Annotated in this window: 17 protein-coding genes; 12 read left to right on the top strand and 5 right to left on the bottom strand. The window is 45.3% G+C overall.

Going from position 1 to position 15129, the window contains the following annotated elements; translation table 11 throughout:
- Window positions 1-38 precede the first annotated feature (38 nt).
- The 4 genes from Vsou_RS00085 (at window position 39) to alaS (ending at window position 5585) form a co-directional block, all read left to right on the top strand.
- A complete protein-coding gene (locus Vsou_RS00085) occupies window positions 39-233 on the top strand; it encodes a hypothetical protein (protein ID WP_188603419.1) in 195 nt (64 codons plus the stop codon).
- Window positions 234-724: 491 nt separating this feature from the next.
- Complete coding sequence (locus Vsou_RS00080; RefSeq protein WP_188603418.1) at window positions 725-1783, top strand: 50S ribosomal protein L10; 1059 nt, start codon at window positions 725-727, stop codon at window positions 1781-1783.
- Between the two features lie 81 nt (window positions 1784-1864).
- Entirely contained in the window at window positions 1865-2776 is a 912-nt protein-coding gene (locus Vsou_RS00075; RefSeq protein WP_188603417.1) for an MBL fold metallo-hydrolase, read from the top strand.
- A 64-nt stretch (window positions 2777-2840) separates the two neighbouring features.
- Complete coding sequence (gene alaS / locus Vsou_RS00070; protein ID WP_188603416.1) at window positions 2841-5585, top strand: alanine--tRNA ligase; 2745 nt, start codon at window positions 2841-2843, stop codon at window positions 5583-5585.
- Here the strand turns inward: alaS and Vsou_RS00065 are convergent.
- Window positions 5580-5999 carry a hypothetical protein gene (locus Vsou_RS00065; RefSeq protein WP_188603415.1) on the bottom strand — a complete coding sequence of 140 codons (420 nt, stop codon included), beginning with the start codon at window positions 5997-5999 and terminating at the stop codon, window positions 5580-5582. The two genes, alaS and Vsou_RS00065, sit on opposite strands and share 6 nt — an antisense overlap.
- A 100-nt stretch (window positions 6000-6099) precedes the next feature.
- Here Vsou_RS00065 and Vsou_RS00060 point away from each other — a divergent pair, with 100 nt between their 5' ends.
- The 6 genes from Vsou_RS00060 (at window position 6100) to Vsou_RS00035 (ending at window position 9513) form a co-directional block, all read left to right on the top strand.
- Complete coding sequence (locus Vsou_RS00060) at window positions 6100-7038, top strand: thioredoxin domain-containing protein (protein ID WP_188603414.1); 939 nt, start codon at window positions 6100-6102, stop codon at window positions 7036-7038.
- A gap of 88 nt (window positions 7039-7126) precedes the next feature.
- Window positions 7127-7570 carry a nascent polypeptide-associated complex protein gene (locus Vsou_RS00055; protein WP_188603413.1) on the top strand — a complete coding sequence of 148 codons (444 nt, stop codon included), beginning with the start codon at window positions 7127-7129 and terminating at the stop codon, window positions 7568-7570.
- Window positions 7571-7663: 93 nt separating this feature from the next.
- Window positions 7664-7849, top strand: a complete 186-nt coding sequence (locus Vsou_RS00050; RefSeq protein WP_188603412.1) for a hypothetical protein — start codon at window positions 7664-7666, stop codon at window positions 7847-7849.
- Window positions 7797-8075, top strand: coding sequence for a winged helix-turn-helix domain-containing protein (locus Vsou_RS00045; protein WP_188603411.1), 279 nt, complete (start codon window positions 7797-7799; stop codon window positions 8073-8075). Before Vsou_RS00050 ends, Vsou_RS00045 begins: the two co-directional genes overlap by 53 nt.
- 43 nt (window positions 8076-8118) lie before the next feature.
- A complete protein-coding gene (locus Vsou_RS00040) occupies window positions 8119-8661 on the top strand; it encodes a 50S ribosomal protein L16 (protein WP_054844366.1) in 543 nt (180 codons plus the stop codon).
- A gap of 78 nt (window positions 8662-8739) precedes the next feature.
- A complete protein-coding gene (locus Vsou_RS00035; RefSeq protein ID WP_188603410.1) occupies window positions 8740-9513 on the top strand; it encodes a DUF2192 domain-containing protein in 774 nt (257 codons plus the stop codon).
- Window positions 9514-9541: 28 nt separating this feature from the next.
- On the opposite strand, the gene Vsou_RS00030 is transcribed toward Vsou_RS00035, so the two are convergent.
- Together Vsou_RS00030 and Vsou_RS00025 are read right to left on the bottom strand one after the other, a co-directional pair.
- Window positions 9542-10594: a methyltransferase gene (locus Vsou_RS00030; RefSeq protein WP_188603409.1), complete on the bottom strand. Its 1053-nt coding sequence runs from the start codon at window positions 10592-10594 to the stop codon at window positions 9542-9544.
- Between the two features lie 40 nt (window positions 10595-10634).
- Window positions 10635-11693: a polyprenol monophosphomannose synthase gene (locus Vsou_RS00025; RefSeq protein WP_229709834.1), complete on the bottom strand. Its 1059-nt coding sequence runs from the start codon at window positions 11691-11693 to the stop codon at window positions 10635-10637.
- A gap of 138 nt (window positions 11694-11831) precedes the next feature.
- On the opposite strand from Vsou_RS00025, the gene Vsou_RS00020 reads away from it, so the two are divergent.
- Window positions 11832-12788, top strand: a complete 957-nt coding sequence (locus Vsou_RS00020; RefSeq protein ID WP_188603407.1) for an alcohol dehydrogenase catalytic domain-containing protein — start codon at window positions 11832-11834, stop codon at window positions 12786-12788.
- A 51-nt stretch (window positions 12789-12839) separates the two neighbouring features.
- Entirely contained in the window at window positions 12840-13661 is an 822-nt protein-coding gene (locus Vsou_RS00015) for an HpcH/HpaI aldolase/citrate lyase family protein (protein ID WP_188603527.1), read from the top strand.
- Here the strand turns inward: Vsou_RS00015 and Vsou_RS00010 are convergent.
- The gene (locus Vsou_RS00010) at window positions 13658-13939 is read right to left on the bottom strand and encodes a winged helix-turn-helix domain-containing protein (protein WP_188603406.1); all 282 of its coding nucleotides are present in this window, start codon (window positions 13937-13939) and stop codon (window positions 13658-13660) included. The two genes, Vsou_RS00015 and Vsou_RS00010, sit on opposite strands and share 4 nt — an antisense overlap.
- Window positions 13936-15129 carry an ORC1-type DNA replication protein gene (locus Vsou_RS00005; RefSeq protein WP_188603405.1) on the bottom strand — a complete coding sequence of 398 codons (1194 nt, stop codon included), beginning with the start codon at window positions 15127-15129 and terminating at the stop codon, window positions 13936-13938. The genes Vsou_RS00010 and Vsou_RS00005 overlap by 4 nt, the downstream gene beginning before the upstream one ends.

Here is a 15129-nt window from a genome sequence, read left to right as displayed (position 1 = left end):
CTGCCACTTATGAACTAATAAAATTAACTAAAGTGGCAATGAGCATTAAAAGCAAGGGTTCTGTTATTAAGTGGTCCATCGGCCCAATCCTCCGATTGTCGATGCCTGTTGGTGTTGCGGCTATGGTTATTAAACCCAATGCGCTAATTACGTGGTTAATAGTAGGTATCCACATAAACCCTCGGTACAGGGCAACCAGGTTATCAGTGACGCTACCATTTAACCGGTCTTGATAATACTACGATGATGTTAAGTTGACGGGCTTAGCCTAACCCGTAAGAGTCAGTGGTGCTAATCTATATATTACGGGAATTAAGTAAAGTCAACCAAGTTAAATAACCCATGAAGTCGCAGTATTAATGTAACCAATTACGTTAATCCATTATTGGCGGTCTAGGTTGGGTAAATTAAAATAACGACCTACTCCCTGCCCTGAAGGGCAAGGAGCCGTCAGCATGTCCAAGTCCACTGAAGCCCTTAAATCACCATTACCTGCGAGGTTATGCTCCGCCTCAACGGGTATGTATGCGTACCAAGCCCTCCTAGCCTTATTATAGTGAATCTCAAGCCTATCCTGCCTTTCATGTCACTTCAACCTGCCCCTGAACCTAAGGGCTAGCATGCTGCTTGGTGAATGTTAATGCCTACTTACGTATGTCGTATTATCATGCTATTCATTGGAAGAAAAATTAATTAAGTCATGCATTGGGCGGTTCTTGCTAGTATGGCTTCACAACCAGTATTTAAGCGCACATACGTTAGGACAAAGCCCTATCCGGAGGAGAAGGTTAGGATTATTAATGAATTGAAGGAGTTATTTAGTAAGTATGAGACTGTATTCGTGATAGACCTCCACGAAACATCAAATAGGGTTCTCCAGGAGTATAGGTTCTGGCTTAGGAGGAGGGGTGCGAGGGTCATTAAGGCTAAGAATACCCTAGTGTTAATAGCGCTTAGGCAATTAATGGGTAGTGTTAGTGAGGATATTGAGAAGTTATTTACTGGCGAGAACCTGCTGGTATTCACCAACGAGAACCCATTTGAACTGGCTAAGTGGATTTGGGGAACTGGCGTTAGGAGGGAGGCAATGCCAGGTGACGTGGCGCCATTCGACTTGGTGGCTCCTGCTGGCAATACCAACATGGGCCCAGGCCCAATAATGAGTAAGTTCGGTAAGTTGAAGATTCCGATAAAGGTCCAGGATGGTAAGATTTGGATTGTTAAGGATACTGTGGTTGCCAAGAGGGGTGATAAGATTAATGAGGATGCCGCTGAGATACTGAAGAAATTGAATGTTAAGCCAATATTCGAGACACTGAACATAAAGGCTGCAATAATGAAGGGCAAGTATGTAATAACCACGGATGAACTGAGGATTGACACGAAGGCCTACAGGACCATGATTGAGGATGCAGCCAGGGGCGCATTCAATCTAGCTGTTAATACGGCGTACCCAACACCGGAGGTGCTCAGAGTATCCATCGCGAAGGCACACATGGAGGCCATAAACCTAGCCGTAAATGCCAGGTATGTAACACCAGAGACCGCTCAGTACATAATAAGTAGGGCTGCAGCAGAGGCAAACGCCCTTGCCTCGGTAATAGCTCCCAAAGCGCCTGAGCTCGGTTTGCAAGTTGTCCAGCAGGCTCAGCAGACAAAGACTGAGGCAACCCAGGCGGCTGCGGAATCCAAACCGGAGGAGAAGAAGGCTGAGGAGAAGAAGGAGGAGGGCCCGAGTGAGGAGGAGATCGCCTCAGGACTTTCAAGCCTATTTGGCGGCTAATCAAAGGGTCTTTCCTTAATAGTTATTAATAATGATATATAGCTTGGTATAGCTTATTAACCTATATATTTAAGATACACTATGGTGCGGATAACTGAAATAATGAGTAACGTATATCAAATAGACCTTGAGCCCGGTGGATTCAGTAACCTAGTATCCGTGTATGCAGTAAATACGGGTGGGGGCATTATAGTGTTTGAGGGAGGACCAGCAGTATCTAGCAATGACCTGAGGAACGCCCTGAGGAGACTACCGGGTAATGTTACTCATTCATTCATAACCCACGTACACATTGATCACTATGGCGGAACCGGCTCATTAACCATGTTAAACCCAAACGTTGAGGTTTACGTTCATCCCAGGGGCTCTAAGGTACTGCCTAATCCAGACATTATCTGGGCGCCTGCCAGGGAGGCCATGGGCTGGCTTGGCGAGTTGTACGGTAGACCGCTTGAGATACCTAGTAGGAACACTAGGGAGACTAGGGATGGTGATAGGGTTACGATTGGTGACGTTACCGTGGAGGTAATGCATACGCCGGGTCATGCCAGTCATCACCAGTCATTCATTGTCGAGCCCTGGAACATACTTATTGTTGGCGACGCAGCTGGTATTTACATTAAGGATCTTGATTACATAATACCAACCACCATGGAACCACTTAGGTTTGATCTATACGTTGACAGTATCAAGAAGCTAATTGCCAGGAATCCAAGGTACATAGCCTATACGCATCACTTGCTCGTTCCCAACGCCACTGACTTATTGAATAGGCACCTTGGGCAGGTGGATGCTTGGGGTAGGGCTGCTGAGGAGGCTGTTAGGGAGGGATTGAGCGTTGATGACCTCGAGAGGGTGCTTGTGGAGAGGGACCAGGACCTTAGGAGGGTTTATGATAGGCTCAGGGGCATGAGGGCCCATTACCACCTATTCAAGATGGCCATTGATGGCCTGTATAAGTACTTCCGCGACCTTGAGACAAAGCGTAAATAGTGAATTTTAATTGCGACAGAAACAAAAATATAAAAAGAATCCTGGTTTTAATTATCGTTAAGTTATGGAGGAATTAAGAACCAAGCTGTTTGATAGGGCGGGATTCTACAGGAAACAATGCCCATACTGTAAGCATTACTTTTGGACGCTTAATAAGGAGCAAGAGACCTGCGGTGACCAACCATGCACGCCATACCTATTCATAGGCAATCCACCAGGTAAGTTCAGGCCTGAGTCCATTAGGGATGTTAGGGAGAGGTTCCTAGGCTTCTTTGAAAAGCATGGGCACACCAGGATTAAGAGGTATCCTGTGGTTGCGCGTTGGAGGACCGACGTTTACCTAGTCGGTGCCTCGATATATGATTTCCAGCCATGGGTTACCGAGGGTATCGTACCACCACCAGCAAACCCACTGACCCTTTCTCAACCAAGCATTAGGTTTACGGACATTGACAAGGTCGGCCGCAGCGGTAGGCACCTAACTGGTTTTGAGATGATGGCTCACCATGCCTTTAACTATCCTGATAAGCACGTTTACTGGATTGATGAAACCGTTGAGTATGCGCATGAATTCTTCACTAGGGAACTTGGCCTTAGGGATGATGAGATTACGTATAAGGAGAATATCTGGGAGGGCGGTGGCAATGCGGGCGAGTGCCTTGAGGTTCTTGTAGGCGGCCTGGAGGTGGCTACGTTGGTTTTCATGCATTATAGGACTGTTGATGGTAAGTATGTGGAGATGCCCATGAAGATCGTGGACACTGGTTACGGTCTCGAGAGGATCTATTGGCTACTCACGGGTAAGCCCACTGTCTATGATGCAGTATTCGGTACGTTTATTGAAAAACTTAGGGGTAGGCTTGGGCTTCCTAAACCAAGTGATGAAATGTTGATGCACATGGCTACGTACTTTGGGCAACTGGATCCCGAGGTTACGAGCATAGAGAAGGCCTATGAATATATATCCAGTAAGGTTGGTATGGATGTCAATGAGGTCAGGAGCATACTTAAGGCCCAGGAAACCCTTTACATGCTTGGTGATCATGGTAGGACTCTATCATGGATGATGGCTGATGGCGCAATACCAAGTAATTCAGGGGTCGGTTACCTGGGCAGGTTATTGCTTAGGAGGATGCTGAGGAGCATGTACGTGGTTGGCATTGAAATGCCCCTCACTGAATTAATGAGTATGGAGCTTGAATTCCTCAGGGATGATTATCCGGAAGTTTATGAGGAGAGGCAGACGATTATTGAGCTTGTTGATCTTGAGGAGAAGAAGTTCAGGGAATTACTTAGACAAGCACCAGGTATAATTGATAGAGTGGTTAGGGATAGGGAGAGGAGGACGGGTAAGAGGGAGCTCACGGTTGATGACCTCATGACGCTCTATGATTCGCAGGGTCTACCACCGGAGATAGTGCGTGAGGTTACATCAAGACTTGGGTTGAGTGTTGTGGTTCCTGATGATTTCTACTCAAGGCTTGCCGCTAGGTATCAGAGGCAGGTTGGTGAGGAGAAGCCTAAGGTGGATGTAAATCCCGTGGAGGTCCAAGACCTACAGCAGACCAGGGAATTATTCTATGAGAACATGAGGCTGTTTCAATTCAGCGCAAAGGTTCTTAGGGTAATTAGAGGTAAATACGTAGTCCTTGATCAAACGGCCTTTTACCCGGAGAGTGGTGGGCAGGTTGCTGATCACGGCATTATTAGGCATAGTAGGGGTGAGGCTAGAGTGATCGATGCTCAGAGGGTTGGGCCTGTGATTGTGCATGTCATTGAGGGCGAACCACCAATGGAGGGCGAAACCATTGAGGGCGTTATTGATTCTACCCGTAGGCTTGACCTAATGAGGATGCACACAGCGACGCATATACTTCTCCAAAGTATCAGGCGTGTACTTGGTAGGCATGTTTGGCAGTCTGGTGCTGAGAAGAATGTCCCCCTCAGTAGACTCGACGTTACTCACTACAAACTGCCCAGTAGGGATGAGATTAGGAGGATTGAGGAATTGGCAAACCAAATGGTTCTCTCTAACTACCCTGTGGTTATTAGGTGGTTGGGTAGGACTGATGCTGAGTCAAGGTTTGGAGTCTACATATACCAAGGCGGTGCAGTCCCAGGCGCTAAGTTGAGGATTGTCCAGGTTGGGCCTGATGATAATCCATACGACGTGGAGGCTTGTGGCGGCATGCATGTGGGTAGCACCGGTGAGATTGGTATGATTAAGATCGTTAAGGTTGAGAAGATTCAGGAGGGTGTTGTTAGGTTTATGTTCACCACGGGTAGACATGCACTCAATTATATTGAGTCACTTGAGGACTCAATAAGCAGTATTTCAGAACTAATTGGTAAGAGTAGGGAGGAGGCTGTTAAGGGCGTTAAGGAATTGATTGAGGAAACAAACAAGATGAAGAGTAGGATAAGGGTTCTCACCAAGAAGGCTGTTAAGGGCGATATTGCCGATGCAGCAAGTAGGGAGGTTGTGGCAAATGGCATTGGCTTTACATACATGGAGTATGAGAATGAGGATAAGAATTACATACAGGAATTTGCCAAGGAATACCTAGGCGCTAGACCCAACACGGTACTACTGATAATTAACAGGGTAAGTAATGGAACTGAGTATATGATATACCTAAGCCCTGAAACCGCCAAGCGCATAAGCATTAGGGAACTAATGACTAAGATAAACTCGGGCGTCAATGGTAAGGGCGGCGGCTCAACAACCTACGGACAAGGATTCACCCAGGGCAAACCATCAATCGACACATTCATAAACACCATAAAAACTGCACTACAATCATTATAAACTCCTCCTAACATTTTTGCCTAATTCATCCCTAAAGCACCAAGTACCTTCACCAATATCCAGCAGAACAACACCCAACCTACTAACCAATTTATCACTTAGTAATGCCTCATCAGCCCGTTCACTAATAGTTACGTGAGCCGTAACCCCACCAACCTCCCTATCGTCCTCAATAATCCAGACCTGCACGGCATTGAGTACTAATATCAACCTGGTCACAGTACCATCAGCCAACACATAATTCCTAACCTCAGAACCACTGGGAAGCCTTGGCAGTAGGTCCAGGTCCTCGGCAATACTCCTCGGTATTAGGATCTCCGGTTCCCGGGTTTCATAACCCGTGGTCACCAACGCCTTCGTTATCATGATCCTTCCCATGCTGGATAATAACTTAACCCTCAATCTAATAGCCATTAATCACTACTACCACCATCACCCTTATTATGTCTTTCCCAAGGAATCCAGGGACTTGTTAGTAAGGTTTTTAATCCAATCAATACAAAAACAATGGATTATGTCGAGCAACAAAAATACGAATCGGGTATTGCTAATAGCCGTTGTAGTACTTGCAGTGGCGCTTGTCGGCGTACTAGTCTACTTCCTAGTCCTTAAATCGCCATCTACGCTAACAGTACCATCATCAAATAACAACCAGGGAGCAACGCAGTCTTCCCAGTCCACACAAGCATCAATGATCACACTGGCATTTGAGAGGGGTGTTGAGAATTGGCTTGGTTTAGAATGTATTTATAATAAGTATGGTGGTAACGCTACATTGAATGCTATAAATGATACGTATAAGATAGCATATAATTACTTATATGAATATGAGTATACAAATAATATTACTTATTATATAGTGTATCCCATAGCTCAGTATCAGTACCTAGTCAGCAATTACGCTAACTGCGCAGTAAGTGAGAGTGACCAGAGTCTCGTTAGTACCGTCACCAGTGCGTTGAGTAATTTTGGTACTGTAGCCATGGAATTAAACATGGAATCAAACATACCGAGTAATTATATTGGTACCCCCTTGTTCATTGTCTTTAATAGAGCGAATAACATAACTTATGTAATAGTTGGTGCATCGCCATCGGTCTTCTATGCAATTAACTACAGTAAGGCTGGGAACATAACTACATTCACCTACCAAGGCCATGAACTCGGTTATGGATTCAAGGCCAACTCAACCCAGGTGGCCTTTATTAATGAACTGTCATCGAGCGGTTTGGGTATTGGTAACTCAAATGCAAATGTGACTGTTATCGAATACCTAGACCCAGAGTGCCCAGCTTGCACGATCTTCCAGTTGGAGTATGGCGGGTACCTGGACCACCTCATAGGCAGTGGTTCCATATATTACGTAATCCAGTACTTCCCAACCCACGTACTTGATTACGGATGCTCATCACCAACAATAGAACCAATGCTAGGAACAATATGCCAAGGCTGATGAAAGTAGAGTACCATGGAAAGTTAAATTCGCTTCTCCTTATGCAGGGAAGAAATTGTTTTAAATAATGCTACGTGTTGCATAATACGTGGGGTTAAACTCAAGGGAGGTAAAGAGATTGCTTAAGCGATTGGGCATTCAGGATCTGAACCTTGAGGAGGTTAGTAATGTTACCAAGGTGGTTATTTACCTGGGTGATGGTTCCACAATAGAGATCAATAAGCCCGTGGTGGCTAGAATGAAAATGCAGGGGTTATCCATATACCAGGTACAGGCGGTTGATGCGGAGACTAAGGTGGTAAAGCCACAATCCACAACACCACAACAGAGGTCGTCATTAATAATGCAACAAACGCAGCAACCCACGGTGGCTAAGACACCACAACAATACGAACCTAGCGAGGACGATATTAAACTCGTTATGGAAGAAACTGGGTGCACAAGAGAAGAGGCCATTAAGGCTTTGAAGGAGACAAACGGTGATATTGCAGAGGCAATAATCAGGGTACAATCACAAAGAGACACCAAGTAATGAACTACTGGCTCTTGCCATACTCCTTCTCACAATCGCGTTATTTATTACGTCCTGGATTACCGTATTCCTTGGTTATGCGGAAGCACCTATGTGGTTTTCACGATCATTGCTGTGGTCATTACTATCACCATTACATTAGCCCTTGAGTGGGATGGCTTGGTCAATGATGTTAAGAAACCGTGGTCTCTCGGTGGCTTAATTATTAAGCTCAGGTGGCTCTACCATGAGCTCCAGGGAATCCAGGCCTGGTCTGTACGTATTGGCACGCATTATTGAGGCCTTGGTTAGTAATGGGCCTATGAAGAGGACTAGGTTAGCCACGGTCTGTGGATTATCGTATGACAAGTTGGAGAGGTACCTTAATTGGATGATTGAGAGGAACCTGGTTCTCATTGACGGTGATGGTATCGTTAGGCTTACGAGGGATGATGAGAGGACGTATGAGGAATTGGTCCTGTGGATTAAGAGGTATGTTGGTTCGTTGAGGATTAGTAGGATTTAATGGGCGTAGTGTTTAAATACCCATAGAGTTCATCAGTGCCTTAATGCCACTTAGACCTGCGCGTTGTTATAGGAGGTTGAAGAGACCATATACTAGGACTGAGTATATTGCCGGTGCTCCCTATGTTCAAATACCTAGGTTTGAGCTTGGTAATACGAAGCCCAGGGAGAGGGCTAGGTTTGATCATGTGGTTGAGCTTGTTACTGAGGAGGTTGGTCAGATAAGGGCCAATGCCCTTGAGGCGGCTAGGCAGATGGCGTATAAGTACCTGTCTAAGTACGTCACTGACCCGAACTTCTACCTTAAGATAAGTGTTTACCCGTTTAACGTGATTAGGGAGAACAAGATGTTAGCTATGGCCGGTGCTGATCGTCTTCAGCAGGGTATGAGACTGTCCTTTGGCGTTCCCTCTGGTAGGGCTGTTAGAGTGCTTAAGCCGGGTACTGTGATTATGCATGTGGAGGTTGAGGGTAAGAACCTGGCCCATGCAAAGGAGGCGCTCAGGAGGGCGGCGGCTAAGTTACCATTACCAACACGCATAGTGTCCTTCCCAAAGCAATCGGGACAGGTTAAGGCCGAGGCCTAGGTATTAGGTATTTCGCCTTGAAGCACAAGGGTTATAAGGCACTGGATTTTTGATTGCTTGGGATAGGTGAATTGCTAAATGAGTAATGGCTTAGATGCCAGACAGCTGTATAAAAACCGCATTGAGGCTGCCACGGAGATATGGAGCAAGATAATGAAGAATGAGGTTAGTACTAGGAATCAGCTTGAGGAGTTGGTGTACATTGTTTATAAGCAGAAGGGTGTTGAGCCGTTCAGGGGCTTAAGTAAGGTTAGGATTTACGATAAGGAAATAGCCACCATATACATAGTTGGTAAGTATGGGCTCGGCATACTAGACGGCGAGTTGGCGAGTGCCTTCAAGGGCATTTTTAATGTGGAAATAACATGCGACGAAATATACAACTTCCTCAAGGGAAGGAATTTCCAGTTGAGTAATGATGATGCTGAGCAGGTCAAGAAATTGCTTGATAATGAAGCGTTGGGACCGGGTATTGAGGAGAGAGGCTTCAGGCTATTGAGGTACGTATTCACCGGGACCATAATGAGGTTCTTCCCTGAGGAGGACTTCATTGGAGTATATAGGGCATTAAGCATGGTGTTTCCCGACCTCGCCCCTAGGTTCATGAGTTATGTCAGGTTTTACGTGGCTTTCAGGGTAGCCGAGGACATTGCCCTGGGTAATATCAAGAAGATAGAGGAGAAGAAGATAATGAAGTACACCCACTGCCTAAGGCTTAACCTAACCAAGTGCGCACCTCATGATAAGTTAATCAAAGAGGTGGCTCTCAGGGTGTATAAGGTGCCTAGAAAGGTACTTGATAGGTTGTTCCCAAACGAGGACCAGAGATCGTTTATACCAAAGGCCCAGTAGAATTATCCCTTAAAAATTAGTATCTTCTTTATTCCTTAACAACCTTAAATATCGAACTCCAAATACCACCCTGCTCAACAACCCTCTCGTTGATCAACCTAAACCCATACCTCTTAACCAACCTCCTCACTATTGATTTCCTAACCGTGATCAGAACAAAGCTGGACCCATTCCTGAGAATGTGATTAAGTGAATTAAATAACGAGTCATAAAAGCTTGCTATTCCCTCCATGGGTTCAATACGAATGCCAAAGGGTGGATTAAACACTGCATTATGGCATGCATGTTCCCTAAGGGCGGGTCTCGTGGAGTCCATAACCACGAAATCTATTAATGCATCGACGCCGGCATTCCTGGCATTCATGATCGCGCCGTTAACATAACTATAATCAATGTCGGCGCAAAGGAAGGATAAGTCCTGCCTCGTTAGAGCTCCCTCAATTACTATTGTCCCGCTTCCACACGTTACGTCGCATACCCTAGATAGTGAATTGGGACCTAGTGTTCTTAGCATGGCGTTGGCTAGTATTGGGTTTATTGATGCTGGGTGATTGAACACCCTATATGGTCTATCCTTAAGCGTTCTACGGGTCATTGACAATCCAAGTATGCACTTATCCTGTTCAATGATTAGCCTTAGGATTAAATCGGCGTTATCAAGATTGAATATGGGCTTAATTCCCTTACTCAGTAGGAATTCTGAAATTCTCTCGCCAAGTAATGCCGCCGTCTCTGGGCTCTTGTAGTCATGGGTCCCCGTCCTATCCACCGTGACGCCAATTGTTGTGTTGGGCGTGTAGTAATTAGGTAGTCCATCAAGGTTCAGGTTCCAAATGCATTTCCTTAGGCCATTGATGTCCTTACTGGTGATCCCACTATCTAGAACCAGGATAATGTGCTCAACAGTCCTTAATTGCCTTAGGTCATTGGTACTTACGTCATTGATATTAACAAGCACCTTGCCTGTAACCCTGGAGCTTCCGAATACCTCCGCGCTAATTACCCTATTACCGAAGCGTTCCTTGATCTCCTCAATGACGAGATCCTCAATGCCTGGGACTGTCGTAAGCAGTATTAGCATTCACGGTAATGGGAACCTAGATAATAAAGGTTTTTCGTGATCATGACACGTGAACAATGCCTGGGTTAATTGGTATCACCCTAAGTGTAATTAATAATTGGGTGATCCCCGATATAATAAGTACGACAAACGCAGGTAGGGCCACTGCGTAAAGCAGTAGTTTAATGAGTATGGCAAAATACTTAACCAAGTGATAACTGGCGTAGTATTGCGGCCTTGGTTTACCCCACATTAGTAGTTGGTATATTGTTATAACCGTAATTAGGGATGATTCTATTGATAGTAGATTGCTGAGGAGTGTACCGAGACTTACCGAGAAATTGAATACCAAGTACCCAACGAAAGAACCAATAAGTAAAGCCACCAAGTATTTAAGCACGGAATAATTACTAAGCTTGAGTACCAACATTGCATAGTTAGCCAATTCATTGGTACCCAGCTTACTTGTACCGTAGACCCTATTCCTGAAGGTATACGGTACTTCAATAACCCTAAGCGAATCGCCATACTTACTATGCATTAGTGTCAGTATTTCAAGGATCAATTTATAGCCAGAGGAATCGCTCAGTAGGTCGATTATGCCTTTCAACTTATCAGCATTAACGGCAAAAAAGCCACTTATTGGGTCCTTAATACTTCGCGTCCAAGGCATTAGTAACCTGGCCAAATACGTAGCCCCCTTACTGATTATAAATCTCTTTAATGACCAGCCAATTATCCCACCGCCCCTAACATACCTACTGGCTATTGCCAGATCAACGCCACCAAGCACAGACTTCACTAAATTGGGAACAACCTCAGGCGGGTGCTGTAGGTCGGCATCCATCACCACTATGGATTTGGCGCCCATGTCCATACACGCCCTAATGCCAGTTTTTATTGCGCTACCCAACCCAAGCCTTGTCCCCCTTTCTATTAATTTAACCCTGCCTGTTGATCCCGCGAAGTCATTGACAATATCCTGCGTTCCATCAGTACTACCATCATCAACAACAACCATGAACCAATCATAGCCAGTCAATACATCATTCAATCTAGGCAGGAGAACCTTCAAATTCTCAGCCTCATTTATTGTTGGCAATACTACGCACGTATCCACACCTGGTAAAAACACCTGGGGAAATTAAGCATTGTTATCCCATTAGCAATGGTAAACCTAATACAGTATTGAATGGCTTATTGATAAATAAAATATTTACTAGTTACCTTAAAATCATATTATTACCGATGGACTTTAATGCGTGTACTAGCCGCGGTTTTAAGGGAGTTCAATAAGCCCTTCAATATTGAGGAGTTTGATATAGGCGACCCAAGTCCTAATGACGTTGTTGTTAGGGTAAGAGCCGAGGGTATTTGCGGGCGCGACTTGGTTATTTGGAAGGGTGGGTTTAGGAACCTAAAACCTCCCCTGATTCTTGGACATGAAATATATGGAGAAGTTGATGGAAGGGCTGTTGGTATATTCGGCGCCATTGTTGATGGTACGTGTCCCTACTGCAGGGCTGGCAAGGACAACCTATGCCTAAACCTTCAGTTCTTTGGCGAGAACAGGCCCGGTGGATACGCCGAGGCCGTAATTGCACCGAAGAATAATGTATTTGAACTACCGGATAGTGATTATATTAAATATGCGGCTGCCGTATGCCCATTGGCCACGGCGATCCATGCCAGCAAGCTTGGCAATGTTGGCCCGGGCACTAGAGTCCTGGTGACTGGAGCCGGAGGTGGAGTCGGCATGCACACAATCCAATATTTAAAGAGTCTTGGTGCATACGTAATATCGATAACATCACCAGGTAAGGCGGACCTTGTTGCTAAGTTCTCCGATGAAACCATTACGGATAGGGAGTTCTCTAGGAAGGTTAGGGATGTTGATGTGGTGCTTGAGAACGTTGGCGCCGCTACTATAAATGAGAGCCTCAAGACACTGAGGCGTGAGGGTACGTTGATTCTCATTGGCAATACTGAGGGTGAGGAGATTAGGCTCGCAAGGCCTGCACTCACTGTAATGAGGGAACATAGGATAATTGGTTCAGCGGCTTACACAAGGGGCGAGATTCTTAAGACTGTTGAGCTTCTCCATAAGGGCGTGGTTAAGCCCATTTACAAGACCTACAGCTTTAGGGATGTTAATCAGGCTTATAATGACTTATTAAACCAGAAGGTGCTAGGTAGGGCCGTATTGGTATTTTAAGTACTTACAAGAAAATTAATTTAAAAGGTCAAAATAACTGGAATCACTGTGATGCTCAGAAGGTCTCAATTATTTGTTCCAGGTAATAATGAGCGCATGATAAGGAAGGCAGCACTGGAATTGAGACCTGACTCTGTGATTATTGACCTTGAAGATGCAGTCCCGGTTGACGAGAAGGAAACTGCCCGTAAATTAATAAGGGAATTATTACCACAACTTGATTGGGATGGTAAGGAACTCTGTGTTAGAGTTAATGACCCAAGGACCCCATTCTTTTACGCGGATATTGATACCGTATATAGGATAGACCCCGTTAAGTGCATTGTGATTCCCAAGGCTGAGTTTGACCTTGGTTTCGTGTATAAGGCTACTGGTAGGGAAATCGAACCTCTTATAGAGACTGCAAAGGGGTTATTAAGGATCGAGGACGTAGTTAGGAGCGAGGGCGTCACTGCAGTGTCATATGGCATTGCTGACTTTGCACTTTCTGTGGGTGGTTCATTAAAGGCCTATGAGCCTAACCAGGTAATAAAGACCTTCGTTGTTTCCGCAGCTAGAGCTTATGGCATTGATCCAATTGACAGGGTATACTTCGACATTAAGAACTTGGAGGGTTTCAGGATGGACTGTATGGAGGCTAAGTCCCTTGGGTTTGTTGGTAAGCAGGTTATTCATCCAAGTCAGGTATTGGTGGCTAACGATGTTTTTTCACCAAGTGAGGAGGAGGTTAATTGGGCCAGGAGGATTGTTGAGGCTTATGAGAAGGCGGTTAGGGATGGCCGTGGGGCGATAAACCTTGACGGTCAATTGGTTGATTATGTGCATTATAAGCTTGCCAAGAGGGTCCTGGAGTTCGTTAGGCAATCTGGTTAAGTTTCATTATTTCCCTCGAGCTCTGTGAATAGTCTTTCAATTGCTAGTACCCTTGGATCATTCTCACTGAGCCTTATTATTCGTATCCTACCAAACCTCTTCTCCTCAGCAACACCCAGCCTTTTGAGGGCCTCTATGTGATACTCAATGACCTTATGGTTAATCCCCAACTCCCTTGATAATTTCGTTATGTTGACCTCCTTATACTTAATCAGCGTCCTAAGTATCCTTATCCTAACCCTTGAGGAGAATATGTCCTCTATGAAGTCGATGGTCACGTGCCCAACTCACCCTCTATTATCCTTCTTAGTTCCTCGTCAAGCGTCATTAACGGTTCTGAAGGTATTGAGACAAGCGTGGTCCTACCTCTCATGCCCTTGCTCGACGTCCTGGTCTCCACAAATCCCTTCAGATTTAGGTCCCTTAGGTACTCCCATAGTTGTGTGTGTTTCCTGGGTTCTTCATTATACTGCTCACAGAGCATCTTATACTCATCCTCGGCAATCCCAAATGGTATGTATGGTGAGTTTGGGTTCTTCATGAGGCTCTTGACTATGGCTAATAGGAATATCTTCTCATGAAGCGGTAGCATCCTCAATTCATCGCTCCTAATGCCCCTAAGGGTATTCTTTATGGCCTCCCTGACGTGCTCGGGTAAAATCCTATCTGCGCCCTTTATCTCTGCGAGCTTTGATGCCCTCCATAGTATGTCAATGGCATATCTAGCATCACCCCTATGATCATCAAGAACCTTCTCATCTATACCGGCGACATCCGCTATCATTTCCAGGATCTCCTCATCATATGCATCATCTATTAAGGCTTCCTGGGCCCTTACAAGTAGTATCTCAAAGATTTGATCCTTGGTGTACGGCTCAAATCTAATAACGGTATTACCAAGGGAACTCTGCGAGCTCCTATCAAGTTGATCTCTGAAGGATAGGTCCTGGCTTATGAGTATTATGCCAAACCTATACTTGTCGCCTCTACTTACGTATTCCTCACCAAGCCTTATTAACGTACCCAGTGCATGAGGGCCACTGTTATTAACTAAGTGGAATACGTCATCAAGGGCTACAATGGCGTAGATGTTCTTCTCCCTAACCATGTCCAGGAGCATCTTAAGCAGTTCCTCCGTCGAGTAACCCCTCTTCGGTATTGCTATATTCAGTTGAACGCCAATGTCCTTTAGCACCGAACTCAGTGTTCTATTGAGGAAGCAGGACACATGTACATACCTAACCATATTACTCAACTTCATCGCGTGGTTACCAAACTTCCTACTCGTCACGGTCTTACCACTACCCGGCCTACCGATCAATATAACCTTAGGGTACATGGAGCCTGGGTTTTCGAGAAAGCCACTGAAATATGCCTCGAGCTGCTTTAGTTGTTCCTCCCTATGCGGTAGCTTACCTGGTATGTATTCTGGCGTTAATGCAGCCTCGTTCTTAAAGATCCTTGGCAT

This window comes from Vulcanisaeta souniana JCM 11219, from assembly GCF_026000775.1.
In the GTDB taxonomy this organism is placed as follows: domain Archaea; phylum Thermoproteota; class Thermoprotei; order Thermoproteales; family Thermocladiaceae; genus Vulcanisaeta; species Vulcanisaeta souniana.
This window is presented reverse-complemented; position numbering and strand designations above follow the sequence as displayed.